General features: G+C 38.4%; 19 protein-coding genes and 2 tRNA genes. 12 read left to right on the plus strand and 9 right to left on the minus strand.

The window, feature by feature from the left end; genetic code table 11:
- Positions 1–25: 25 nt before the first annotated feature.
- A complete protein-coding gene (locus HX062_RS00860) occupies positions 26–2,950 on the plus strand; it encodes a M16 family metallopeptidase (protein WP_286465948.1) in 2,925 nt (974 codons plus the stop codon).
- A 104-nt stretch (positions 2,951–3,054) separates the two neighbouring features.
- Here HX062_RS00860 and mfd read toward each other — a convergent pair whose 3' ends face one another.
- Positions 3,055–6,411 carry a transcription-repair coupling factor gene (gene mfd, locus HX062_RS00865; protein WP_286465949.1) on the minus strand — a complete coding sequence of 1,119 codons (3,357 nt, stop codon included), beginning with the start codon at positions 6,409–6,411 and terminating at the stop codon, positions 3,055–3,057.
- 3 nt (positions 6,412–6,414) lie between these two features.
- Positions 6,415–7,017: a hypothetical protein gene (locus HX062_RS00870; RefSeq protein ID WP_182625816.1), complete on the minus strand. Its 603-nt coding sequence runs from the start codon at positions 7,015–7,017 to the stop codon at positions 6,415–6,417.
- Positions 7,018–7,213: 196 nt separating this feature from the next.
- Here HX062_RS00870 and HX062_RS00875 point away from each other — a divergent pair, with 196 nt between their 5' ends.
- Positions 7,214–8,167, plus strand: a complete 954-nt coding sequence (locus tag HX062_RS00875; RefSeq protein WP_182625815.1) for an NAD-dependent epimerase/dehydratase family protein — start codon at positions 7,214–7,216, stop codon at positions 8,165–8,167.
- Positions 8,168–8,280: 113 nt separating this feature from the next.
- Here HX062_RS00875 and HX062_RS00880 read toward each other — a convergent pair whose 3' ends face one another.
- Positions 8,281–8,457 carry a hypothetical protein gene (locus HX062_RS00880; protein WP_182625814.1) on the minus strand — a complete coding sequence of 59 codons (177 nt, stop codon included), beginning with the start codon at positions 8,455–8,457 and terminating at the stop codon, positions 8,281–8,283.
- A gap of 195 nt (positions 8,458–8,652) precedes the next feature.
- On the opposite strand from HX062_RS00880, the gene HX062_RS00885 reads away from it, so the two are divergent.
- The 4 genes from HX062_RS00885 (at position 8,653) to HX062_RS00900 (ending at position 10,895) form a co-directional block, all read left to right on the plus strand.
- On the plus strand, positions 8,653–9,945 hold the full coding sequence (locus HX062_RS00885; RefSeq protein WP_286465952.1) for an aldehyde dehydrogenase family protein: 1,293 nt from the start codon (positions 8,653–8,655) through the stop codon (positions 9,943–9,945).
- A 20-nt stretch (positions 9,946–9,965) separates the two neighbouring features.
- Positions 9,966–10,616 (plus strand): trimeric intracellular cation channel family protein, encoded by a 651-nt coding sequence (locus tag HX062_RS00890; RefSeq protein WP_182625812.1) that lies wholly within the window; start codon positions 9,966–9,968, stop codon positions 10,614–10,616.
- An 82-nt stretch (positions 10,617–10,698) separates the two neighbouring features.
- Positions 10,699–10,772: transfer RNA gene (locus tag HX062_RS00895), tRNA-Asn, on the plus strand.
- 49 nt (positions 10,773–10,821) lie between these two features.
- A tRNA-Asn gene (locus HX062_RS00900) sits at positions 10,822–10,895 on the plus strand.
- Positions 10,896–11,022: 127 nt separating this feature from the next.
- On the opposite strand, the gene HX062_RS00905 is transcribed toward HX062_RS00900, so the two are convergent.
- From HX062_RS00905 to HX062_RS00925, 5 genes are all read right to left on the minus strand, one after another.
- Positions 11,023–11,304, minus strand: coding sequence for a F0F1 ATP synthase subunit delta/epsilon (locus tag HX062_RS00905; protein WP_182628707.1), 282 nt, complete (start codon positions 11,302–11,304; stop codon positions 11,023–11,025).
- Positions 11,305–11,327: 23 nt separating this feature from the next.
- On the minus strand, positions 11,328–12,839 hold the full coding sequence (gene atpD, locus HX062_RS00910; RefSeq protein WP_182628708.1) for a F0F1 ATP synthase subunit beta: 1,512 nt from the start codon (positions 12,837–12,839) through the stop codon (positions 11,328–11,330).
- A gap of 153 nt (positions 12,840–12,992) precedes the next feature.
- Entirely contained in the window at positions 12,993–14,837 is a 1,845-nt protein-coding gene (glmS, locus tag HX062_RS00915) for a glutamine--fructose-6-phosphate transaminase (isomerizing) (protein ID WP_286465954.1), read from the minus strand.
- Between the two features lie 6 nt (positions 14,838–14,843).
- Positions 14,844–16,505 (minus strand): BamH family beta-barrel-assembly machinery protein, encoded by a 1,662-nt coding sequence (gene bamH / locus HX062_RS00920; RefSeq protein WP_286465956.1) that lies wholly within the window; start codon positions 16,503–16,505, stop codon positions 14,844–14,846.
- Positions 16,506–16,531: 26 nt separating this feature from the next.
- Complete coding sequence (locus HX062_RS00925) at positions 16,532–17,335, minus strand: glycogen/starch synthase (protein ID WP_182628711.1); 804 nt, start codon at positions 17,333–17,335, stop codon at positions 16,532–16,534.
- 109 nt (positions 17,336–17,444) lie between these two features.
- Here HX062_RS00925 and panC point away from each other — a divergent pair, with 109 nt between their 5' ends.
- From panC to HX062_RS00940, 3 genes are read left to right on the plus strand one after another with little or no spacing between them, the layout of a single operon-like run.
- Complete coding sequence (gene panC, locus HX062_RS00930) at positions 17,445–18,293, plus strand: pantoate--beta-alanine ligase (protein ID WP_286465959.1); 849 nt, start codon at positions 17,445–17,447, stop codon at positions 18,291–18,293.
- Between the two features lie 11 nt (positions 18,294–18,304).
- A complete protein-coding gene (gene panD, locus HX062_RS00935) occupies positions 18,305–18,655 on the plus strand; it encodes an aspartate 1-decarboxylase (RefSeq protein ID WP_182628713.1) in 351 nt (116 codons plus the stop codon).
- A gap of 9 nt (positions 18,656–18,664) precedes the next feature.
- On the plus strand, positions 18,665–19,630 hold the full coding sequence (locus HX062_RS00940) for a lysylphosphatidylglycerol synthase transmembrane domain-containing protein (RefSeq protein WP_286465962.1): 966 nt from the start codon (positions 18,665–18,667) through the stop codon (positions 19,628–19,630).
- A gap of 2 nt (positions 19,631–19,632) precedes the next feature.
- Here HX062_RS00940 and HX062_RS00945 read toward each other — a convergent pair whose 3' ends face one another.
- Positions 19,633–21,984, minus strand: a complete 2,352-nt coding sequence (locus HX062_RS00945) for a TonB-dependent receptor domain-containing protein (RefSeq protein ID WP_286465964.1) — start codon at positions 21,982–21,984, stop codon at positions 19,633–19,635.
- A 175-nt stretch (positions 21,985–22,159) separates the two neighbouring features.
- Between HX062_RS00945 and HX062_RS00950 the strand changes: the two genes are divergently transcribed.
- The 3 genes from HX062_RS00950 (at position 22,160) to radA (ending at position 25,471) form a co-directional block, all read left to right on the plus strand.
- Entirely contained in the window at positions 22,160–23,206 is a 1,047-nt protein-coding gene (locus tag HX062_RS00950) for a sensor histidine kinase (RefSeq protein ID WP_286465966.1), read from the plus strand.
- The gene (locus HX062_RS00955) at positions 23,203–23,931 is read left to right on the plus strand and encodes a LytR/AlgR family response regulator transcription factor (RefSeq protein ID WP_182628717.1); all 729 of its coding nucleotides are present in this window, start codon (positions 23,203–23,205) and stop codon (positions 23,929–23,931) included. Before HX062_RS00950 ends, HX062_RS00955 begins: the two co-directional genes overlap by 4 nt.
- A gap of 169 nt (positions 23,932–24,100) precedes the next feature.
- On the plus strand, positions 24,101–25,471 hold the full coding sequence (gene radA / locus HX062_RS00960; protein ID WP_182628718.1) for a DNA repair protein RadA: 1,371 nt from the start codon (positions 24,101–24,103) through the stop codon (positions 25,469–25,471).
- The last annotated feature ends 10 nt before the right edge of the window (positions 25,472–25,481 follow it).

The following is a 25,481-nucleotide window of genomic DNA, read 5'->3' on the forward strand; positions in this document are numbered from 1 at the left end:
TTTGGACATACAAAATGTTCTATTTATGAAAAAAAGACACCTCTTGTTAGGTTTTATATTTTCTATGAGTGGAGTTTTACACGCTCAATATAAAACGCTTACAAAAACGGATGCTCAGGGATTCACCTACGAATACGTAGAAAACGATCCAGCAAAGGCTAGAATTTACACATTAAATAATGGATTAAAGGTTTATTTAGCACAAAATCACGATGAGCCAAGAATCCAAACTTATATTCCAGTGCGTACGGGATCAAACAATGATCCTGAAGACAATACAGGATTAGCTCACTACTTGGAGCATATGTTGTTCAAAGGAACATCTAAATTAGGAACAATTAATTGGGAGGTAGAGCAAGCCCTGATTAAGCAAATCTCCGATTTGTACGAGCAACATAAAAACGAAACAAATCCAGAAAAGAAAAAAGCACTTTATAAGCGCATTGACGAAATTTCCAAAGAAGCTTCTCAATACGCTGTTGCAAATGAGTACGACAAGTCAGTTGCTTCTATTGGTGCAACAGGAACGAATGCACATACGTGGTTTGATGAAACAGTATATAAAAACGTGATCCCTTCTAATGAGTTAGAGAAATTCTTAATCATTGAAAAAGAGCGTTTTTCTCAACTAGTTTTGCGTTTATTCCACACGGAATTAGAGGCGGTATACGAGGAGTTTAACCGTGGTCAAGACAACGATTTTTGGGCGTCTCACGAAAAAATGATGACGTTGTTGTTTCCAACAACACATTATGGTACACAAACGACTATCGGTACGTCTGAGCACTTGAAGAACCCTTCTATGGTTGCGATTCACAACTATTTCGATCAATATTATGTACCAAATAATATTGCGATTGTTTTAGTAGGGGATATCCAATTTGATGAAACAATTCAACTGGTCAATACGTATTTCGGTTCTATGAAAAAAGGAGCACAGCCGAAGGAATATGTGGCTGTGGAACAACCGATTACGGGAATTAAATCTGCGGAAGTATTTAGCCCACAGGCAGAACGCGTAGAAATGGGATTCCGCTTAGGAGGTGCAAAAACACAAGATGCCCTGTATGTAGCGATGATTGATATGTTATTGAGCAACGGTCAAGCTGGGTTGATCGACTTAGATATCAACCAAAAACAAAAAACATTATATGCTGGAAGTTCTCCGATGATTATGAAGGATTACTCAGTTCACCAATTAACAGGTATGCCCAATGAAGGACAAACCCTAGAAGAAGTGAGAGACATCCTATTAGAGCAAATCGAGAAAATTAAAGCAGGTGAATTTGACGAGTGGTTGTTACAAGCGGTAATCAATGAGTTGAGAAAGAACTCTATGGCAGCACTGGAGGATAACGATGCAATGGCAAGTGAAATGTACCAAGCATTTATCCATGGAAGAACATGGGAAGAAGCAGTTAGTGAAATTGACCGCATGGAACGTATTACCAAAGCTGACATCATCCGTTTTGCCAATGAAAACTATAAAGATAACTACGCTATAGTTTACAAACGTCAAGGCGAAAACAAAGACTTAGTTCGCGTTGAAAATCCAGGTATCACGCCAATCGACCTAAATAGAGATAGTGAATCTGAGTTCTATAAAGCGTTAAATCAAGTTGCCGTTAAAGATATTCAACCCGAATTTATCGATTTCAATAAAGCGTTGAAAAAAGAGAAAATAGGCAAGATCAATACTACATTATACAGCATTGAAAATGTAACCAACGACTTGGCTACTGTTACGTATATAACACCTGTTGGATCAGATCACGATAAGAAATTGAACCTAGCGCTAGAGTATTTAGACTACATCGGTACCAATACGTATTCTCCAGCAGATATTCGCAAGGAATTCTACAAATTAGGAGTGGATTATTCATTGAATACAGGAATCGACAAGTCGTATATTACGATCTCGGGACTAAAAGAAAATATCCCTGCAGGAATTAAATTGTTAGAGCATTTAGTAACAGATGCGAAAGCAGATCAAGCAGCATACGATAATTTAGTAGACCAAATCCTGAAATCTCGTTTTGATGCGAAATCGAGTAAAGGGGGAATTCAACGTGCGTTGAACAGCTATATTGTATCTGGAAATCAATTGAGCCGATTCAAAGATATTTTGAGCGAAGAAGAATTGAAAGCGATCAAGCCAACAGAATTAGTAGGCTTATTACACAATTTCTTCGACTATAATCAAGAAGTATTTTACTACGGAAATGATTTAGCTACAGTGAAAAAAGCAATTACGTCTACGCACAACTTAGGAAAAGGAAAAACACCGCCTGTGAAGAAAGTATACGCTGAACCAGCTACAGACGGAACGGTTTACTTTGCTCCTTATGATATGGTACAAGCAGAAATTTCTTACCGTGGTAGAGAATCTAAATTCAACAAAGATTTATTAGCCACTTCAAGTGTGTTTAATAGCTACTTCGGTGGAGGAATGGCATCTGTTGTGTTCCAAGAAATTAGAGAGTCAAAATCATTGGCTTACTCTGCTTATGCAGCATATGCCAATGCAGGTAAATTGGATAGATACAACTATGTAATGGCTTATGTTGGTACACAAGCAAACAAATTGCCACAAGCCGTTGATGCGATGATGGACTTGATGAATGATATGCCACAGGCACAAAATCAGTTCGAAAATGCGAAAAATTCAGCGTTGAAAAATATCGCTACACAGCGTTATACAAAGGCGCAAATTTTTTACTACTGGTTAGGATTGCAAGAAAGAGGCATTGACTATGATATCAACAAAGATATCTACAAACAAACCCAAGACATGCAAATGACGGACTTGGTAAACTTCTTTAACCAACACGTAAAAGGAAAAACGTTTAACGTAGGTCTTATAGGTAAGAAAGAAAACTTAGATTGGGAAGCCGTTAAAAAATTCGGTACAATCAAAGAATTAACTTTAGAAGACTTATTCGGATATTAATAAAAAAGCCAGCTCATCGAGCTGGCTTTTTTTATAGATTTACAGTTCACAGTTTACACGAAAGCCAAAAGCCAAATCGCGCAAAGGACAAACCACACTACTTATCACATCAAATCAATTCCAGCTAAATACTCTAGGGCTTTTTTAACTGATTTTACTTGATCAAAAGTAAGCATGAGGCGCAAGCCATTTTTCGTTTCTTTTTCACGCATTTTACACAAGTGCGAGCGCTGTTGCACAAAGGTCAATACTTGTCTGAACTTTGGCGATGTAAAGAACTCCGATTTTTGGTCACCGATAAAATAGCAAACCATTTTTCCTTGCTTTAGAATCACTTTTTCAATCCCGAGGTTACTAGCATGCCATTTGATGCGCAAACTGTCTAAAAGAGCAATAGCTTGTCTTGGTAGGGGACCAAAACGGTCAATGAGGCGTTGTTCGTACTCTTGTAAGCCCGTTTCTGTGGTGATAACACTTAATTCATTGTAAAGATTTAAGCGCTCAGTAATATTGTTGACGTATTCATCTGGGAATAGGATTTCGAAATCCGTATCGATCTGACAATCGCGGACAAATACTTTCTTCTCTTCTTTGGATTCTTCAGCATAGAGGTCTTTGAATTCATTTTCTTTCAATTCCTCGATCGCTTCTTGCATAATTTTTTGGTAAGTTTCAAAGCCAATTTCATTGATAAAACCACTTTGTTCTCCACCTAGTATATCCCCCGCACCGCGGATTTCTAAGTCTTTCATAGCGATGTTAAAACCACTGCCTAGGTCGCTGAATTGTTCTAACGCATGGATGCGTTTGCGTGCTTCCTCTGTCATCACAGAATAAGGCGGGCATATGAAATAACAAAACGCTTTTTTATTGCTTCGACCTACGCGGCCGCGCATTTGATGCAAGTCGGATAAGCCAAAATTATTGGCGTTGTTGATTAGAATTGTATTGGCATTGGGTACGTCTAAACCACTTTCAATAATGGTCGTTGCCACCAGTACGTCAAACTCACCATCCATAAAAGCGAGCATGAGTTCCTCTAATTTTTTGCCATCCATTTGACCGTGTCCCACTCCAACTTTAGCATCGGGAACTAGGCGCTGAATCATACCCGCAACTTCGCGTATGTTCTCAATGCGATTGTTGATGAAATACACTTGTCCGCCGCGTTCTATTTCGTAGGCAACTGCATCGCGAATCACTTCTTCATTAAAACCAACTACATTGGTTTCTATCGGGTATCGATTGGGTGGAGGCGTTGTAATGACTGATAAATCACGAGCCGCCATGAGCGAGAATTGCAAGGTTCTCGGAATTGGCGTTGCCGTTAAGGTAAGGGTGTCTACATTTTCGGCAATCGTTTTTAATTTGTCTTTTACGGCTACCCCAAATTTCTGTTCCTCATCAATGATGAGCAAGCCTAAATCCTTAAAAATTACGTTTTTATTTACTAATTGATGGGTTCCAATGAGAATGTCGATTTGACCGGCTTCCAAATCGCGCAAAATATCGCTTTTTTGCTTGGCCGTTCTAAATCGGTTCAAGTAACTCACCCGCACAGGCATATCCTTTAGACGTTCAGAGAAGGTCTTGAAGTGCTGGAATGCCAATATCGTCGTTGGAACGAGGACCGCTACTTGTTTGCCGTTGTCAACCATTTTAAAGGCCGCTCGAATGGCAACTTCCGTCTTCCCAAAACCTACATCCCCACATACTAAGCGATCCATAGGGCGCTCCAACTCCATATCGGCTTTTACTTCTTGTGTAGCTTTTAATTGGTCAGGCGTATCTTCGTATATAAAAGAACTCTCTAATTCGTGTTGAAGGTAGCTGTCTGGTGCACAAGCAAATCCTTTTTGCGTTCTTCGCTTAGCATAAAGCTGAATCAAGTTAAACGCTATGTGTTTTACGCGAGCTTTGGTTTTTGTCTTTAAATTTTTCCAAGCAGATGAACCCAGCTTGTGTATTTTGGGTACGGCTCCATCTTTGCCATTGTACTTGGCTATTTTGTGTAGGGAGTGAATACTCACATACACTATATCGTTGTCTGCGTAAACTAATTTTATCGCTTCTTGGGTTTTTCCTTCGACTTGAATCTTCTGTAAACCTCCAAACTTCCCAATTCCATGGTCGATATGTGTCACATAGTCTCCAACACTCAAAGAGTTGATCTCTTTTAGGGTGATGGTTTGCTTCTTCGTATAACCGTTTTTAAGGGTAAATTTGTGGTAGCGTTCGAAAATTTGATGGTCCGTATAACAGGCAATTTGTTTCTCTTCATCAATAAACCCCTCGTATATCGGGCTAACGACAGTTTTGTATTGCTGCACGACTTGGTTTTGATTTTCATCGCGAATAGCATCAAAAATATCTTTGAATCGACGTGCTTGGTTTTCGTTCGCACAGAATAAATAATTGGTGTATCCCGCATCGGAATTATCATTTAAATTGCGCACCAATAAGTCGAACTGCTTGTTGAATGACGGCTGAGGTTTGGTGTGGAAAACATATGTTTTACTCGGGCTTATATACGAACTATCGGTAAGCTCAATATAGTTGAATAGCGCTGCTTGATGTACGAAAACGTCCCCCTTTAAAAACATCTGATCGGGATTCGAATACTGTAGGTCCTTGTTTAACTTTTCAAAAATAGCCCCTGCCTTTTCAAAATTTCGGTTCAACTGATCCACAATAAATGCAGTGTTTTGAGCGAGAATTACCGTTTTTTCAGCAATGTACTCTAAGAAGCTCTCTCTGGTTTCAGCCGTAAATTTATTTTCCACATTGGGAATAATGGTGATCTTTTTCTGTTTGTCTACTGAAAGTTGTGTTTCCACATCAAACGTTCGTATACTGTCGATTTCATTACCAAAAAATTCAAGGCGATACGGATGGTCATTAGAGAATGAAAATACGTCTATAATACCCCCTCTAACGGAGAATTCTCCTGGTTCAGCAACAAAATCAACGCGTTTGAAATTGTATTCAAATAGGGTTTCATTGACAAAATCAATGGACAATTGATCGCCAATTTGAACTTTGAGGGTATTTTTTTCTAAAACTTTTTTTGTAACTACCTTTTCAAAGATTGCCTCGGCATAGGATACAATGATCGCGGGTTTTTTGCGCGAGCTAATGCGGTTGAGTACTTCTGCACGCAACAATACGTTGGCGTTGTCTGTTTCTTCAATTTGATAAGGACGACGGTACGACCCTGGATAGAACAACACATCTTGTTTGTTGATCAAGTGTTCTAAATCGTTCAGGTAATATGCGGCTTCTTCTTTGTCGTTAAAGATCAATAAGAAAGGAAGTTCGGACTGTCGAAATAAACTTTCAATTTGAAAGGACAGCGCTGTTCCCACTAGTCCTTTGAAAAATAGGTGTTGTCGACTATTTAATAAATCTTGTAGAACCTGTTTGGTTTGTAGAGCTTCATTAAAATATTGTTTTATTTCCATAAATTAGTGTGCTTCTTCTTCAGGGTTTGCATTTCGAACTTCGTTTCTCATTTGTTGCATTTCCTCAAGCATGGCGTCTTCACCTGCTTGTTTTGCATAATTTTGACGCACTAAGTTTTCCTCCATCATGCGAACCAGATCATCCATATTGATCTGAATACGGTCCAACCATTCATCTACTTTTTCTACATCGATTGGATCTAAGTCAATGTACATCTCCAAATTTTGAAATGAAGTAAGCAAAGTGGTATAGCGCGCCTGAATATCGGGTGTATTTAATTGACTAGGATAGGCCTGGTAGGTAAGATTCTGTGCAACTTCAGTTAAAGTAGCTGCTTTTTTCTGAAATGCGCCAATCGTCGAAACTGGGCGTAATTTTACCTCGTTCATTAGGTTGTTCCACGGCTTCCAATCCGTTAGAATTGGAGTTAACTCTTTGGATGTTTTGGGAACTCTAAATTTCCATTCCTTCATTAAATGACTAAAGATACTATCGTTGTACTGCTGTAGTTTTGTTTGTTCTACCTGACTTTGATCAATCTCCTTTTTGCAAGAGCCTAGACTCAATCCAACAACTAGAAGTAGAATTATCCCAATATTTTTCATATGCTTGAATTTCAAAGCTCAAATTTACGAATGTTATTGAATTTTTTCGACTTGCTTTGCGATAAACCATAGCGAATTATGGCGAGGGGATTTTATTTCTATACGATAAATTATTTATAAAGTCATAGAAATGTGCTTTTAATCATTGATTTATTGTTTGGCAACGGCTATATTTGCGCAACTAAATACAAAACAAATGGGAACCAAAATATTAATTATTGGAGCTTGTGGACAAATTGGCTCTGAACTTACGTTAAAGCTACGTGGTATCTATGGAAATGAGAATGTAATCGCCTCAGATATTAGAGAGGGAAATGAAGCATTAATGAGCTCAGGACCCTTTGAAATTGTGAACGCGATGGTGTTTGAAGAAGTGGCTCAAGCAATTGAGAAACATCAAGTGGACGAAGTTTATTTGATGGCCGCTTTATTGTCTGCAACAGCTGAAAAAAATCCAGCTTTTGCTTGGGATCTAAACATGAACTCCCTGTTTCACGTCCTAAACCTAGCGAAAGAAGGTAAAATTAAAAAAATATTTTGGCCGTCTTCTATTGCTGTATTTGGTCCTACAACGCCTAGAGAAAATACGCCACAATACACCGTAATGGAGCCAAGTACGGTTTATGGTATTTCAAAGCAAACAGGAGAGCGTTGGTGCGAATACTATTTTAATAAATACGGCGTTGATGTGCGCAGTATCCGTTACCCTGGTTTGATTTCTTGGACAACTCCTCCAGGTGGTGGAACAACAGATTACGCAGTTGATATTTTCTATAAAGCTATTGAAGACCAACATTACAACTGTTTCTTGTCTGAGAAAACAGGATTGCCAATGATGTATATGGACGACGCTTTAGACGCAACTGTGGGTATTATGCAAGCACCAAAAGAAGCAGTTAAAATTCGCTCTTCTTACAATTTGGGTGGAATTTCCTTCACTCCAGAAGAAATTGCCGCAGAAATTACAAAACACATTCCTGATTTTACTATTTCCTATGAACCTGATTTCCGTCAAGCTATTGCTGATAGCTGGCCTGCAAGTATAGACGATAGCAGTGCTCAACAAGATTGGAACTGGAAACACAAGTACGATCTAGCGGGTATGACAACTGTGATGCTTGAAAACTTATCAAAAGTTTTAAAGAAATAATATATTCCTTCGTTTAAACAAGGATCTACAAGTATAAAAACAGTGGTAAACAATCGTTTGCTGCTGTTTTTTTTGTACCATTAGGAAGAGGGAAAGCTTCTACACAGAAGGAATTATTTTTTTCTCAATCGCTTAAAAACTAAGTTGTATAGCGAAACGACAATAAAAGCAAATCCAAGTAATATAACAATTGTACTCACTGTTGTATTGATGATCTGAAGTGCTTTTAAAATCAAGCTTAACGCGAAGAGAATTAATCCAATCGTCAGTAATTTTGCATTTTTATTCATGGGTGTATGATTTGATTCTTGCAAAGATAAACCTTATATTGAAAGATGCACTTCTTCCCTTTTATTTGAAGAACAGAATATTTTTCTGTGTGCCCGTTGTTTTGCGCAATGAAAAAAAAGAAATTGTCTTTTTTTGTGCGATTGATGCGATTAGTTTAGTTGATGTTGTAAATTTATGATAGAAAAAAAATTAAGATGAAAAAAGAAGTTGAAAATACCATTGAAAAAGCGCAAGAGGCCTTTGGCTATTGGCGCAGTTTGTCGATTGCAAATCGCATCGTATATCTGGAAAAGGTCAAAGAAAAACTCTTGGCAAATAAGGCGCGCTATGGTGCGATGATCACCCAAGATATGTTTAAACCCATCAGTCAATCCATCGCTGAAGTGGAGAAGTGTGCCACATTGATCGACTACTATATCGAAGAGGGGGAGGCTATTTTGCAAGGGAGAACGATTGAAACTCGTTGGTCAGAAACCTATATAGTACACGACCCGATGGGTGTGATCTTAGGTGTTATGCCGTGGAATTTTCCCTTTTGGCAGGTGTTTCGATTTGCGATTCCCACCTTGTTGGCTGGAAATACAGTCTTGTTGAAGCACGCCAGTAATGTGCCTTTATCAGCACAGGCGTTGGAATCTTGTTTTGCAGTTGACGGGTATGAGCAAGTGTATTTTAATTTGGGAATTTCAGGAAGTGAAGTAGAGGAGGTGATCGCACATCCTGTAGTAAAAGGAGTATCACTAACGGGGAGTGAACCTGCGGGGAGTGCAGTGGCACAAAAGGCAGGAAGCTTGATTAAACCCGTGCTCTTGGAGTTGGGAGGTAGTAATGCGTTTATCGTAACCGAGGGGGCAGATCTCGATTCGATTATTCCAATAGCCGTGAATGCTCGTTTTCAAAATACAGGACAAAGCTGCATCGCCGCCAAGCGATTCTTAGTGCACCACTCCTTAGTGGAAGAATTTACATCTCGTTTGGCACAAGAAGCGCAGCAGTTTACTCAGGGCGACTTAATGCATCCAGATACTAGGATAGGGCTGATGGCGCGTAAAGACCTCGCAATTGAGCTAGAAACCCTGTTAAATGAGTCCATAGCTATGGGTGCTCGTATAGTTTGTGGTGGTACTCGCGATAAAAATTGGTTTGAACCCACGGTGGTTACAGCTGTGACAGATCAAATGCCCATTTTTACCCAAGAAACATTTGGTCCACTCGCCCTTGTTGTTGGATTCGAAACAGTAGCAGAAGCCGTAGCGTTGAGTAATAATTCTCGTTTTGGTCTAGGGGTTTCCATTTTTGGCAAAGATATTGAAGAACTCAAACGCTGGATCCATCACTTTGACGATGGTGCTGTTTTTATAAATGAAATGGTGATTTCGGATCCTCGTGTGCCTTTTGGTGGATCCAAATTTTCAGGTATAGGAAGAGAAATGTCAGAGGAAGGCTTGTTGGCCTTTGTCAATAAAAAAACAGTTGTAATTAAATAGCGTAATTTTCATTTTGGTTTATGAATGAGTTGGTGAACACCTTTGTGGAATTTTGGACGACAATAGAATTTGTCGATGTCATTGAATTTTTTGGAACAATCGCCTTTGCCATCTCTGGAATCCGATTAGCCTCTGCTAAGAGTGTGGATTGGTTTGGTGCTTTTGTCGTCGGATTTGTAACAGCAACGGGTGGGGGAACTCTACGCGATTTACTGCTTGGTGTCACTCCCTTTTGGATGTTGACGAGTGTATATGTCTGGTGTACCATTATTGCTTTAATACTCGTAATTGCCTTTCCGCAGAAATTAATCCGATTAAATAACACCTTTCTTTGGTTTGACAGTATTGGCTTGGGGTTATTTGTTGTTGTAGGAACGGAGAAAACCCTTGCCATGGGCTATCCCTTTTGGGTTGTAGTTATTATGGCTACTATTACGGGTGTAGTTGGCGGAATGATACGCGATACGTTGATCAATGAAATTCCAGCGATCTTCCGTCAAGAATGGTATGCATTGGCTTGTATTTTTGGGGTAATTATCTACTATACGTTGCAGTCGATCGGCTTAGATGCGGTTATTGTACAAATTTCTACTGCAGTTTCTGTTTTTGTAATTCGTTTGATAGCAACTCGTTATCGTCTAGGGCTACCAACATTAAAGGGAGAGAGCTGAAAAAAGTTAGATTTTTTGCAGAAAATATTTGTAAAAAGCAGAAAACACACTATATTTGCATCGCAATAAAGGTAACACACCTTCCTCCTTAGCTCAGTTGGTTAGAGCATCTGACTGTTAATCAGAGGGTCCTTGGTTCGAGCCCAAGAGGGGGAGCAAAGCAAAAGCTTTAAACGTGTAACCTTTAGGTAGGTATAAAATACCTTCCTCCTTAGCTCAGTTGGTTAGAGCATCTGACTGTTAATCAGAGGGTCCTTGGTTCGAGCCCAAGAGGGGGAGCAGCAAAAAGCCTTACAAGATTTCTTGTAAGGCTTTTTTTGTTTATATGATTTGCGTACGTTGATAGGGCATAAATAAAAAAGCCCGATTCGTAAGAATCGGGCTTTTTTTATCTGTTAGTAGCTACTTAATTAGCTAAAATAATAATCTTGTTATCACTTAATTCAACTGTACCCATTGTGATAGGCAAGTGGTAAGTATCGTTGCTAACTTTAACGAACTTTGAATTAAATGGTTCTTTAATAGAAATGTTACTTCCTGTAAACTTCACATTGCCTTTCGTTAATAAAGAAACGATAGCCGCGTGATTGTTTAGCATTTGAAACTCACCATTAACACCTGGAACCGATACAGAAGTAACTTCTCCAGCGAATAATGTAGCTTCAGGTGATACAATTTCTAATCTCATAATAGTTCTTTTTTAAGTGATTATTAAACTTCAGCAAGCATTTTCTCTCCAGCTGCAATCGCTTCTTCGATTGAACCTTTCAAGTTGAAAGCTGCTTCTGGTAAATGGTCTAATTCACCGTCAATAATCATATTGAATCCTTTGATTGTATCTTTGATGTCTACAAGAACTCCTGGGATACCTGTAAATTGTTCTGCAACGTGGAATGGTTGAGACAAGAAACGTTGAACACGACGTGCTCTGTGTACAGCCAATTTATCTTCTTCAGATAACTCTTCCATACCAAGGATCGCGATGATATCTTGTAATTCTTTATATTTCTGTAAGATTTCTTTTACTCGTTGTGCACAAGCGTAGTGTTCTTTACCTAAGATTTCTGGAGATAAAATACGAGAAGTAGAATCCAATGGATCTACCGCAGGGTAAATACCTAACTCAGCAATCTTACGAGACAATACTGTAGTAGCATCTAAGTGGGCAAACGTTGTAGCCGGTGCCGGGTCAGTTAAGTCATCCGCAGGTACGTATACCGCTTGAACTGAAGTAATTGATCCTTTTGTTGTTGAAGTAATACGCTCTTGCATTGCACCCATTTCTGTTGCTAATGTCGGTTGGTATCCTACTGCAGATGGCATACGTCCTAATAAAGCTGATACCTCTGAACCTGCTTGTGTAAAACGGAAGATGTTGTCAACGAAGAAAAGTACGTCTTTTCCTTGGTCGTCTCCAGCACCGTCACGGAAGAACTCAGCAATTGTTAATCCAGATAATGCAACACGTGCACGTGCCCCTGGTGGTTCATTCATCTGACCGAATAAGAAAGTACATTTAGAATCTTTCATTAATTCGCGGTCTACTTTAGATAAATCCCATCCTCCATTTTCCATAGAGTGCATGAAATCATCACCATATTTAATAATACCAGACTCTAACATCTCGCGAAGTAAGTCATTTCCTTCACGTGTACGCTCTCCAACTCCAGCGAATACAGAAAGTCCACCGTGTCCTTTAGCGATATTGTTAATCAACTCCTGGATTAATACCGTTTTTCCTACTCCAGCTCCACCAAATAATCCAATTTTACCTCCTTTTGCGTAAGGCTCAATCAAGTCGATTACTTTAATTCCTGTGAATAATACTTCTGTCGATGTAGATAGATCTTCGAATTTTGGTGCAGGTCTGTGGATAGGTAACCCATTTTCTCCTGCTTTAGGTAAATTACCTAAACCATCAATAGCGTCACCAACAACATTAAACAATCTACCAAATACCTCTTTTCCGATTGGAACTTGGATAGGAGATCCTGTAGCAGCTACAGCGTAACCTCTACTTAATCCGTCTGTTGAGTCCATTGAAATTGTACGAACTGTATCTTCTCCAATGTGTGATTGTACTTCAAGTACTAATTTAGAACCATCTGGTTTAGTGATTTCTAATGAATCATAAATTTTTGGAAGTTCGGCATTCTCAGTGTTGAAGACTACATCAACTACTGGTCCGATAACTTGCGCAACTTTTCCTGTAACTTTAGACATTGCTTATGTATTTATTTAACAGCTATTTACGTTTAGTGAAAAAAACTACTTTTTCAGAGTGCAAAGATAGTTTTTTTCTCTGAATATGAAAATGATTAAAAATTTATTTATGTATAAAAAAATGCGAGCCCAAATAAGGGTCGCATTTTTATATTATTCAACGGTTACCGACTTCGCTAAATTACGAGGCTGGTCAACGTTACACTCTCTTAAAACCGCAATGTGGTAGGACAATAATTGTAGTGGAATGGTGGTTAAAATAGGAGTCAACGCTTCAGAAATACCTGGTACTTCAATCACGTGATCCGCTAATTCTCTCACTTGTTTGTCTCCTTTAGTAACAATAGCAATGATTTTTCCATTACGGGCCTTAATCTCTTGGATGTTACTTACTACTTTGTCATAGTGCATTTGATCCGGCGCAATTACGATAACAGGCATGTGTTCGTCAATTAAGGCAATCGGTCCGTGTTTCATCTCTGCAGCAGGATATCCTTCTGCGTGTATGTATGATATTTCTTTTAGTTTTAACGCACCTTCAAGTGCTACAGGATAGTTGTATCCTCGTCCTAAATACAAGCAGTTTGTCGCGTCTTTGTACACTTCTGCTATCTTTAGTACGGCCTCGTTTTGAATTAAAGCTTCTTTTACGCGTTCTGGGATTAATTCTAATTCGTGAAGGTATTTTAAATACTCCGAATTAGATAAAGAACCTTTTGCTTTCGCTAAGCGTAAGGCAATTAATGTTAGTACGGTGATTTGTGTGGTAAATGCTTTTGTTGAAGCTACTCCAATTTCAGGTCCAGCATGGGTATATGCACCCGCGTGTGTTTCTCTTGAAATCGAAGATCCCACTACATTACAAACGCCAAATACAAAGGCTCCTTTTGCTTTTGCTAATTTAATAGCAGCCAAGGTATCCGCTGTTTCACCAGATTGTGAAATAGCAATAATAACGTCATCACTGTTGATAATCGGGTTTCTATATCTGAATTCAGAGGCGTATTCTACTTCAACTGAAATTCTCGCAAATTCCTCGATGACGTATTCGGCTACCAATCCTGCATGCCAAGACGTTCCACAAGCAACAATAATGATGCGCTTTGCGTTGAGGAATTTATCTAAATTATCCTCTATTCCTGCCATTTTTACCAAACCTAGCTCTGGAAGTAATCGCCCTCTGAACGTATCAAGAATAACATCGGGTTGCTCGTATATCTCTTTCAACATGAAGTGATCGTACCCGTTTTTCTCAATTTGCTCTAGGTTTAATTGTAGCTCTTGTACATAGTGATCCACCAAAGAATCATCTTTGATTTTGCGGATGGTTAATGGCTTGTGTAAGCGAATAATAGCCATTTCTTCATCTTCTAAGTAAATAGCGTTATTCGTATATTCGATAAATGGAGACGCATCTGAAGTAATGAAGTATTCGTTTTCACCAATTCCAATTGCCAAAGGGCTACCTAATCGAGCCGCTACAATTTCATTGGGTTTTTTGATGTCCATTACAGCAATTGCATAGGCTCCTATAACTTGGTTTAAGGCGATTTGAACCGCTTTACCTAGTTTTACTTTTTGTGTCTTTTGTACATCCTCAATTAAGTTGATTAACACTTCTGTGTCTGTCTCAGAATGGAAGATATAACCGCGCTTAATGAGTTCTTGTTTTAGGGAATCATAATTTTCAATGATTCCATTGTGTATAATGACTAATTCTCCTGAATTTGAAAAATGTGGGTGAGAATTTACGTCATTCGGTACTCCGTGTGTCGCCCAACGGGTATGACCAATTCCGATTGTACCATTTTTTATTGCATCCGTAGCTTTTGCTTCTAAGTCAGCAACTTTTCCTTTTGTCTTGCAAAGATTAATCGTTTCTCCATCAAATACGGCCAACCCAGCACTGTCATAACCGCGGTATTCAAGTCTAGTTAGTCCTTTGATGATTACGGGGTATGCATCTCTATGCCCTATGTATCCAACGATTCCACACATAAATAATTAGTTTTTAGTTTTAGTATAAAAAATTTGCAGTGTCATTTTTTTGTCAGAACTAGTATTTGTTCCGTACAACACAGTTCCTAACGGCTGCATAGCTGATAAAGAAGGGATGTACGTTACGTTTTCAGGTGTGTTTTCTATTTCGGTTTTTAATTTACTGTTGACTCCCTTAGTTACGGTGTTGATAAGGAGGTCATTGTAGTTAAAAGTTGCAGCAATAGCCAATTTTGGACTTTTTAATTCTTTATTTTTCAGAATCGCTCGAATGTATTCCGTAATTCTGAATTTATAGGTGTTGCTTTTGACTTTGGTTTCTTCGTTTACAGGTTGGTAAATTCCTCCATAAACTAATTTGCTGTAAAGGGAATTAGCGGAATTATCGTTTAAGAAATCAGAAACTGGTGTTCCATTGTCATAGTTGTATAAGTACAAACGCTGTGGAATTTGATCTTTTGGCATTGCATCTACGTCGACGTGAACAGTTAAGATTGCGTCATTGACAAGGATATCTAGTTCTCTTAATTTTTTCAACTCTTCAAAATCGTTTTTGCTGAAAAGATCAATAACAGCTACATTTCCTTCTCCACCTTTGACGTATACCTTAGCGTCTCCGGTTGTTTTATTTCCAACTTGATTGTGGTTGCTGCCTTCGTTTTGGTTTAAACTAACGTTGATGTTGTCTCCAAAAATAGTTGCTTCCTCACCAGCATTTGCAGCTTTTGAGAACGGTAATGTCGCCGTTAAATGTTGTTTTTTCTTTACTGGATTTCCTTCGTCATCAGTTTCTTCTACTTCTTGGTGGTATTTAATCACAATTTTACCAAGCGATAGGTTTAACAAGCCTAATGCACCGGTAGTGCCGTTTCCAGTTGCTTTGAAATACAACCCTCTAAAGAAGTTTTTGAATTGAGAAGGATCATTTAAGTTGACGCCACTTGCTGCGAATTTTTGGAAATATTCTGCATTCAAATCCAGCCATAAACCAGGCGCTAATCGCTCTAATTCTACTGGTTTACCTGTTGTTTCATCTGAAACTACGTTGCCATTTTCATCTCTTTTGTAGAGGATGATATTCTCTTTTGTAAAGGTAAACTCTTTGTTTTGCTTGATGTTTTTTGAATCGTTTAAGAGCGTAGGTTTTTTGAACTGTTCGTATTGCGCTGCTGCGTCAGAGAAATAGTCCAAAGTCTTTCCTGTTCCAGGATTCACATCGTGCAAGTAATACCCGTTTTCGTATACTTCCAAGTTGAATGAGGCGTCTCCGACTACGTTTAATAGTTTGTAATACGTTTTTTCGTTTTCTACTTTATCATACTGAGAGTAGTAGGGAATATAGACGTATACAGAATCCATCACCGCATTGGGTTTCATCATATTAAAAGAGGTGGCAGAGGACAAAACTTGGGCTACAAAACTGCTGTTTGTTCTTCCGAATTCACCATTATCGAGGGAACCGAAAGGCATATTAGCTAAATTTTGGGTGCCCAACGCACCATAAGGTTGGGTATAAGCGGTAAGATCACTTACCTGATAGGTGTCGATATTTAAATTATTGTCTCCAATAATATCACCTCCAACTTCACTAAAATCTTTATCACATGATTGTAAACTAGCCACGCTTGCTAGGATTACTACTGTTTTTATGATGCTTTTGTAATTCATCTACTAGGTCGATATATGCGTTAGTATTATAAAAATTGATTGTAAAAAGTAGTATATGCTTCAGCAAATTCTTCTTTAGTAGCGTAAGGTAAGAAAGGTTTATTTGAAGATTGTATATATTTTGTTAAATCTGATGGGATGTTTTCAGAAGCTAAGATAACTCCGTCCGAATTTTTAACTGCATTAACCATTATGTTGTGGTAAGTTGCTTTTTCAAAATCTGCAATATCTTCTTTTGGCAAGTTGTCAAAGGCTACTTTATTGTGCATTGAGCTGCTTAAAGTTCCTTCAAACCCTTCGTTAAACACAGAAGTAACTATTTTAGTATCAGCAAAAATAGCTTCGTCTTTGTAGTAATTCTTCAAATACGTAGGTAGTAAAGAAGCCATCCAACCTTGTACATGGATGATATCAGGCACCCAGTTCAGTTTTTTAATAGTCTCGATTACCCCTTTGGTAAAGAATATAGCTCTCTCGTCGTTGTCTGGGTATAATACACCGTCTTCATCGGAAAACGTTGATTTTCTTTTAAAGTATTCATCATTATCGATGAAGTAAACCTGAATTCTCTCTTTAGGAATAGAAGCCACTTTGATTATCAAAGGCATATCCATATCATTCACTACGAGATTCATCCCCGATAGGCGGATTACTTCGTGTAATTGGTGTCTTCTTTCATTGATGCTACCGTATTTCGGCATAAAAATTCTTATCTGCCCTCCCTGTTCATTAATCATTTTAGGCGCATCATAAGACATTAATGAAACTTCATTTTCTGCTAAATAAGGTACCACTTCAGATGATACGTACAATATCCTCTTATCTTTCATCTTCAAAAATAGTTTCTGTTGAAATAAATAAAACTGTGCAAATTTACGAAATTTTATGGAGTTATTTCTCGAATTAACTAATTTTGCCATTATTTAAAACAGGTAGTAGATGTTTCTTTTTCATACAAAAGTCGAATTACAAGCATATTTAGAGACTTTTCACAAGGCGAACCAATCCATTGGTTTAGTCCCTACAATGGGAGCAATACACAGCGGTCACCTTTCTTTGATGGAGCAATCTTTAGGAGAAAATGGGTGTACTGTGGTGAGTATTTTTGTCAATCCAACGCAGTTCAATAATGCGGAAGATTTGGCCAAATATCCTCGTACATTAGAGCGAGATTTAGCGATTATCCGCTCATTATCAGATCAAATTGTTGTTTTTTCGCCGGCAGTAGAGGAAATGTACGCCGGAGAAACGGTAGCTAAAAAGTTCGATTACGACGGATTAGAATTCGAAATGGAGGGGGCACAGCGTCCAGGTCATTTTGATGGCGTAGGCACGATAGTTAAAAAACTTTTTGAATTGGTTGAACCGACCAAAGCTTATTTTGGAGAGAAGGATTTTCAGCAGTTGCAGATCATTCGAAAACTAGTGGAAAAAGAAGAGCTCAACGTGGAAATTATAGGAGTTCCTATCTTTAGAGCATCGGATGGACTAGCCATGAGTTCAAGAAATGAACGTATTTCTGCCCAAGGCTTGGAGCAATCGACGTTTTTATATCAGGTTTTAGTACAAGCACGGGAGTTGTTTAAAACACAAGAGATTGAAAAAGTTAATCAATTTGTTGAGTCTCAATTTAAAAATAATTCTACCTTTGACCTCGAATACTTTACAATTGCTGAGGAAGAAACACTAAAAGTGGCTAACTCAAAAGAGGAAGGACGCAAGTACAGAGGTTTTCTGGTTGCTCACATTGAAGGGGTTCGATTAATTGACAATTTATCTTTTAACTAAACTATCGCGAAATGCAAGTTGAAGTAGTAAAATCAAAAATTCATCGTGTAACTGTAACAGGTGCCGATTTACATTATATTGGAAGTATTACAATAGACGAAGCTTTATTGGAGGCTGCTAATATGATTGAAGGTGAAAAAGTTTCTATTGTGAACATCAACAATGGGGAGCGCTTTGAAACGTATGCTATTCCAGGGCCTAGAAACAGTGGAGAAATTACGTTAAATGGACCTGCTGCACGCAAAGTGCACCAAGGAGATATCGTGATCATTATTTCGTACGGAATAATGGATTTTGAAGAAGCTAAGACCTTTAGACCTGCTATTGTTTTTCCAAATGAGGAGAATAATAGTCTAACTTAATTTAGCATATTGAAGAAGACCGTTAATAAATTAATCCATATTCTACTCCCACTTGCGTTGGGAGTTTTTTTAGTTTATTACGCATTTTCAAAATTTACTCAAGAACAGATTGAAGAGATGTTGCTGCACTTTAAAGGAGCAAACTACAGGTATATCTTCATCGCTTCAATCTTTTCTGTTCTCAGTCTTTGGGCACGTGCCCATCGATGGAAGTATGCCTTGAACTATATGGGATATACTTCTTCTACAGCCACTAATTTTATGGCGATTAACATTGGGTACCTAATGAATTTAACCGTTCCCCGTTCGGGAGAGGTTTCTCGAGCGTTGGTGCTTCAAAAGTATCAGCAGATTCCCTTTGACAAGAGCTTTGGCAGTATTGTCTCTGAACGCGTGGTCGATTTAATTTGCCTGTTACTCTGCGTTTTTACAGCGCTTATTTTGCAATATGACGTATTGGAACACTTTCTTTTGCGCTATGTTCCTGTTGAGCAATTGTTGAAGGTTGGCTTGCTTGCCCTCGTTGCTTTAGGCGTGTGTGTTGCTGCATTTATGTTGCTGACTTGGAAGCCTATTTTATTTGTGAAACGCAAGCTAAAAGGACTCGTTGAAGGGGTAAACAGCATTTTTAAAATGCCTGCTAAACTGGGGTTTTTGTTTTATACGTTGCTCATTTGGATTGGGTATATCGCAACTTTTTTCTTTGGTACGTTGGCCTTAAATGAAACGAGTATATTGACTTTTCCCATGATTATGTCTGCCTTTGTTGCTGGTAGTTTTGCCGTTTCATTTACCAATGGCGGCTTCGGTGCATTTCCGTTAATTGTAGCCGAACTCTTGGTGCTCTACCACATCTCTCCTGTTGCAGGAACCGCCTTTGGTTGGATTTTGTGGACCACACAAACCGCTATTGTTGTCGTGTTAGGGGCTTTATCTTTCTTTGTATTACCGCTCTATCACACAAAAAAATCCTAAGACTACATTCTGCCTAGTTCTTCTTCATAGGCATTTGCTCTTTGTTTCACTCTCAAGGTGCTATGTCCGAATTTATAATTTACCGAGAAGCGAACTGTGCGGTTGTCCCAATGGTTTTGAAAGCGCTGCATTGCTTCTGTTGTCTCTTTATAGGTAGAATACACGCTGTTTAACACATTGCTCAATTGAAGTGATAATTCTAATTTTTTATCCATTAAAAGATATTTCACGTTTAGGTTTAGATCCGCATAAGCTTTGGAATGGAAGTTGTTGGATACTCCTTTAAAGCTTTGAGTGTATTGAAAACCTGCAAAGAGAGTCTGGCGTAAGTTCAAAATAAAATCATTAGAAGTTGAAAAATATGCAGCTGTTCCTTTTACTTCTGCTTCATTTTCTAAAACAGGTTGTGCAGAAGAGTAGGTCAAGGTAAATTCATTCGAGCTATTCCACCACGGAGTTGGTTTAAAATAGAGACTTTCGGATAGTCCGATTTCTTTTACCTCTACGTAGTTCATCCATATGTAATTGTAGTGTTTTGTTTCGGCATTAATTTGAGAAACTTGTGAAATACCGTCTTTCATGTGGCTGTAGTACAGCTTGGACTCTATTTTTTTATAGGTGTGAATTAATTCTATATTTGTTGTATAGGCCGGCTTTAAAAACGGATTTCCTTCGTGATAGCTGTATGCGTTAATGGTAGAGCGCGTCGGGTTTAAACTCTCAAAATTTGGGCGGTTAATTCGTCTTGCATAATTAAATCCCAAGGTTTGTTCTTCGTTTAATTGATAGTTGATATACAATGTAGGAAAGAATTTGACATAGTTATTTCTATTGGTTTGATCTAATGCGGCAGCATATCCTTTCGTTTGTGTGGCTTCTACTCGTAAACCCGCTTGAAGGGTCAAGGCCTCTGACCATGTTTTGGTTCCCGACACATAAAAGGCTTGGTTGTTCTCGCGGTAATCGAATTGATTTTTTTGTATTCCAGTAGGAAGAGTTGAATTGTAAATATGCAATTTGTTTTTCGTCTTTGAAGTGGCAATTTTAGCTCCTACATTAAGGGTAACCCCTGAAAAAGGAAGGTCTAGATCTAGTTTTCCAATGTAATTATCAATTGTGTTTTGATTGTCATTTCCTCCTTCAATAAAGCTTTTAGGGATTGGTTGATACAATGGATCGAGTGTCTCAGAAGTGAAATTGCGATAACTCGGCTGATTACCACTAATGTAGTCTAAGTCCAAGCTTATTTTTTTTCCTAAGGTATCTAGTTTAATTTCATTGAAATAGGATAGTATAAAACGATCGGATTTGGATTGTTCATTGGAGTCTTCAGTAATAAAGGAATGAATTCCTTTGGATTGGAAACGCGCGTTTTTCCCCTCCATGATTCCCTTGAAATCGTAGTTGTTATTGGCTAATTTAATTCCCATTTCCCAATTTTTACTCCATTGGTATGAGAGGTCTAAATTGAGGTTGTAATATTTGTTTTTCCCATCTGTGGTGGCACGGTTTTCCCAAGTTTCATCGGTATAGAATAAGTCATTGCTCCATGTACGAAGAAAACGCGCATCGCCAAAATTCGCTGTTGCTTTAGCCTTCCAACTTTTTTGGTTCAAGTTAAATCCTGCATTGTAGCGCAATGTATTTCGCTTGCTGCGTTGATATGTAGAACCTAAGGTTGCATTCCACGTGTCTTTCGGTGTTTTTTTGGTAATGATATTGATAATTCCGCTGTTTCCTTCTGCCTCATATTTAGCGGGAGGTGTGGTCATCACTTCAATGCTCTTTACATCCGAACTATTGATGCTTTCTAAAAATCGAAGGAGCTCATCGCCAGATAAATACGTTGGGCGATCGTCAAGTAGAACTAAGACTTGATTTTTACCTATTATCGAAATGCTGGAGGGAGAAACCTGTACTCCAGGAGTTACCTTTAAGGCTTCTAAGACATTGCCTCCTGTTCCGATTACGGCAGATTCTAAATTAAAAACTAAGCGATCAATTTTTCGTTCTACCAAACGTTTTTGAGCGACAATTTGTACTTCTTCTAAGAGTTTTGTTTCCTCCAGAGTAATCTTGCCTAGGTCGATATCATGTGTGAGGTCAAGATCCACCTGATAGACTTCTTGGTTGTATTGATACAGCGCCAATTGGTAAAAAGCTGGAACAACGGAAAGGACAAAGGTTCCTTGAGCCTGGGTATAGGTTTGGACAACGGCTTGCGATGTCTTGTCGGTTAAGCGAATTTCAGTGAATTCGGTGGGGCGTTCTCCTTCGTAAATCTGACCTTTTACCTGAACAGTCTGACCGAATGAATAAAGAGAAACCAAAAAAAAGAGTAGGCTATACTTCATGATTATGTGTTTGAAGCAAAGATGCGAATGCATCTGTGTCCTCCTATTTTTTTTCGACCAACGTCCTCTTTTTTCCGATGTGATGTTCGTCGGATATTTGGTGGTGTTGGTCGAAGTTTGTCAAGTGGTTTTGATTTTAGCCTTACCTTTAAAGCGTGTATTTAGCAAAAATATTATGACAAAGAAGCAAATTTGGATTATTCATATCGTTTTCTGGCTCATTTTTATTGTCCGCAGTTCGACGTACTTTAATTATGATAATTTGCAGTTTGAACTCGCATTTTGGGGAGATGCAGCTGAGAAAAAAGTATTTCGTTACTATCCGCTGTTGTTTACCTTCTTGAGTAGCGTAGTTTTTTATTTGAATTATTTATATGTGATTCCAAAATTCATCGGGTCAAAGAAGTTGTGGCGCATTGTTTTGGGGATTATCTTCATCTATTCTGTTTTTATCGGATTGCGTTATTTTATAGAGGAATATTTATTGTTTGTGTTTTTTGGTTTTACCAATTATAACCCCATGCTGCCGACGTCTTTCTATATTGTAGACAATCTTTATTTTGCCAGCTTGAGCATTGTTCCTTCCATTACTATTTGGGTTGTTGTTCAATTTGTTCAATCGCAAAAAGAAAAAACAGAAGCATTAAAATTGAAGACAGAAGCAGAAATTAACTTTCTTAAATCTCAAGTTAATCCGCATTTTATCTTTAATACCATGAACAATATTTATTATTTGGTGTACCAAAAATCGGATTTAGCTTTACCTGCTATTGAGAAATTAAGTCATTTGATGCGGTATATCACCTATGAAAGTCAAGAGAAATGGGTCTCTCTTGAAGCAGAGTGGGATTATATAACCAACTATATGGAATTGGAGTGTATGCGTATTAATGGAAAACACTTTATTGTTTTAGAAAAGACAATTGAACAACCTCTGCTACAATTACCTCCGCTTTTGTTGCTCCCTTTTGTTGAAAATGCTTTTAAACACGGTGAAATTACCGATGAGAATTATCCACTGCAAATCCGCATTGTTCAGCAAGAAGGGAAATTGATTTTCGAGACAAGCAACAAAATAAACCAGTATCAAAAAGATAAACAACAGGGGATAGGAGTTGAAAATATCAAAAGACGTCTCGCTTTGCAGTATCCCCAACGGCATACCTTGACTATTACACAAACGGAAACTACGTATTTTTGTAACTTAACGATTGAATTATGAATCCCATTCGCTGTTTTATCCTAGATGACGAGCCTTTGGCAATTTCATTGCTGACGGAATACACCAAAAAAATACCGCAATTGGAATTGGTTGGTTCGAGTACTTCTACCTTTGATGCATTGAAAATAGTGGAAGAAAATGCCATTGATTTGTTGTTTATCGATATCCAAATGCCTGAGCTAACAGGCTTGCAAATCATGGATATCTTAGGTAATCAGACCAAGTATATTGTGACTTCAGCCTATAGTGAGTATGCCTTAAAAGGCTATGAGTATCAAGTGTTGGATTATTTGCTTAAACCTATTTCCTTTGAGCGTTTTTACAAGAGTATTCAGAAGGCAAAAATGCATTTTCAACCGATCGAGCAACCCCTGATTCCCCCTGCTTTAGCTCCGCAAGTAAAGGAAGAATCCGATTTTTTATTTGTCAAAACTGACGGAAAATTGGTCAAGATATTTTTTAAAGAATTGCTCTTTGTCGAAGGATTGAAAGATTATTTGTGTTTACATTTAAAAACAGAAAAAATAATTATTCTCGATACGTTTCTCGAATTAGAAAAGAAATTGCCGATGGGATATTTTATGCGGGTTCATCGCTCTTATATTGTGCGTTTGGATCAGATTGATACCATTGAGCGCAATCGAATTTTTGTAAAAGATAAAATCATACCTATTGGTAAAACCTATGTGGATGATTTTCAACAATGGGTGCAGACACATCATTAAAAAAACCGCGGTAAAAAATACTTAACAGGAGGTATTTCCCTCCACACTCCGTATTTATCTCCATTTGACGGTAAGAAAATACTAGGATGTTTCATAACTATAAACAAGGAATCCATATTTGGGTATTTAATCGTAAATTTGATATTTAAAAATTTAAGTATACGGTTGTATGGCAAAGGTAAAGACTGCTTTTTTCTGTCAAAGTTGTGGGGCTCAAACGCCTAAATGGATGGGACAATGTCCCACGTGTAAGGAATGGAATACACTAGTAGAAGAAGTAATCCAAAAAGAAGAGAAAACAGCATGGAAGGCGGTTAGTACCACTGCTTCCACAACAAAACGCATTGCAAAACCCTTGCGTGTGAGTGAGATCGACAGTGCAGAAGAGATTCGCATGAATACGCTGGACGGTGAATTGAATCGCGTTTTAGGAGGGGGGCTTGTACCTGGGTCGATGGTACTACTAGGAGGCGAACCTGGCATTGGAAAAAGTACCTTGCTCCTACAAATTTCTCTTCGCTTGCCGTATAAGGTACTCTATGTTTCTGGAGAAGAAAGTCAGAAACAAATCAAGATGCGCGCTGAACGCATCAATCCCAATAACGAAAATTGTTATATATTAACTGAAACCAATACCCAAAATATCTTTCGTCAGATTGAAGAAATTCAACCCGATGTGTTGATTATTGACTCCATTCAAACCCTGCATACGGATTATATCGAATCCTCTGCTGGAACCGTTTCTCAAATCAAAGAAACTACGGCGGAGTTAACCAAATTTGCCAAAGAAACGGGAACACCTGTTTTAATTATTGGACATATCACTAAAGATGGAAGTATTGCAGGCCCAAAAATGTTAGAACACATGGTGGATACCGTTTTGCAATTCGAGGGCGATCGCAATCACGTGTATCGTATTTTGCGCGCGAATAAAAACCGCTTTGGATCAACGGCCGAATTAGGTATTTACGAAATGCAAGGCAGTGGGTTGCGCGAAGTGTCTAATCCATCCGAAATTTTAATTTCCCACAAAGATGAAGAGTTGTCCGGAACGGCAATTGCAGCCACTTTAGAAGGGATGCGTCCGCTCATGGTGGAAGTGCAATCGCTAGTGAGTACTGCTGTTTACGGAACCCCTCAACGCAGTGCAACGGGCTATAACCTCAAGCGATTGAATATGTTATTGGCGGTGCTAGAAAAACGTGCGGGATTCCGCTTAGGACAAAAAGACGTCTTTTTAAATATAACAGGAGGTATCACGGTAGATGATCCTGCGATTGATTTAGGTGTGGTCGCAGCTATTTTATCTTCCGATCAAGATATCTCCATTCAAAAAGGAGTAACCTTTGCTGGAGAAGTCGGCCTTTCAGGGGAAATTCGACCGATAAACCGCGTGGATCAACGCATTCAAGAAGCTGAAAAGTTGGGGTTTTCGGAAATACTCGTTTCCAAGTACAACAAGATATCCTACCATGGAACGGGAATAAAAGTAATTGTAGTAACGAAAATTGAAGATGTTGTCGAACATCTTTTTGGATAAAAATTGAAAA

The sequence above is a fragment of the Myroides sp. DF42-4-2 genome, assembly GCF_030326445.1.
Taxonomy (GTDB): domain Bacteria; phylum Bacteroidota; class Bacteroidia; order Flavobacteriales; family Flavobacteriaceae; genus Flavobacterium.

Excerpts from the sequence above, each read along its gene's own strand:
- atpD (WP_182628708.1), bottom strand. The coding sequence starts at position 12,839 with ATGTCTAAAGTTACAGGAAAAGTTGCGCAAGTTATCGGACCAGTAGTT.
- HX062_RS00860 (WP_286465948.1), top strand. The coding sequence starts at position 26 with ATGAAAAAAAGACACCTCTTGTTAGGTTTTATATTTTCTATGAGTGGA.
- HX062_RS00870 (WP_182625816.1), bottom strand. The coding sequence starts at position 7,017 with ATGAAAAATATTGGGATAATTCTACTTCTAGTTGTTGGATTGAGTCTA.
- glmS (WP_286465954.1), bottom strand. The coding sequence starts at position 14,837 with ATGTGTGGAATCGTTGGATACATAGGGCATAGAGATGCATACCCCGTA.
- HX062_RS00955 (WP_182628717.1), top strand. The coding sequence starts at position 23,203 with ATGAATCCCATTCGCTGTTTTATCCTAGATGACGAGCCTTTGGCAATT.
- HX062_RS00950 (WP_286465966.1), top strand. The coding sequence starts at position 22,160 with ATGACAAAGAAGCAAATTTGGATTATTCATATCGTTTTCTGGCTCATT.
- HX062_RS00885 (WP_286465952.1), top strand. The coding sequence starts at position 8,653 with ATGAAAAAAGAAGTTGAAAATACCATTGAAAAAGCGCAAGAGGCCTTT.
- HX062_RS00890 (WP_182625812.1), top strand. The coding sequence starts at position 9,966 with ATGAATGAGTTGGTGAACACCTTTGTGGAATTTTGGACGACAATAGAA.
- HX062_RS00945 (WP_286465964.1), bottom strand. The coding sequence starts at position 21,984 with ATGAAGTATAGCCTACTCTTTTTTTTGGTTTCTCTTTATTCATTCGGT.
- radA (WP_182628718.1), top strand. The coding sequence starts at position 24,101 with ATGGCAAAGGTAAAGACTGCTTTTTTCTGTCAAAGTTGTGGGGCTCAA.
- panD (WP_182628713.1), top strand. The coding sequence starts at position 18,305 with ATGCAAGTTGAAGTAGTAAAATCAAAAATTCATCGTGTAACTGTAACA.
- HX062_RS00925 (WP_182628711.1), bottom strand. The coding sequence starts at position 17,335 with ATGAAAGATAAGAGGATATTGTACGTATCATCTGAAGTGGTACCTTAT.
- HX062_RS00905 (WP_182628707.1), bottom strand. The coding sequence starts at position 11,304 with ATGAGATTAGAAATTGTATCACCTGAAGCTACATTATTCGCTGGAGAA.
- HX062_RS00875 (WP_182625815.1), top strand. The coding sequence starts at position 7,214 with ATGGGAACCAAAATATTAATTATTGGAGCTTGTGGACAAATTGGCTCT.
- mfd (WP_286465949.1), bottom strand. The coding sequence starts at position 6,411 with ATGGAAATAAAACAATATTTTAATGAAGCTCTACAAACCAAACAGGTT.
- bamH (WP_286465956.1), bottom strand. The coding sequence starts at position 16,505 with ATGAATTACAAAAGCATCATAAAAACAGTAGTAATCCTAGCAAGCGTG.
- HX062_RS00880 (WP_182625814.1), bottom strand. The coding sequence starts at position 8,457 with ATGAATAAAAATGCAAAATTACTGACGATTGGATTAATTCTCTTCGCG.
- panC (WP_286465959.1), top strand. The coding sequence starts at position 17,445 with ATGTTTCTTTTTCATACAAAAGTCGAATTACAAGCATATTTAGAGACT.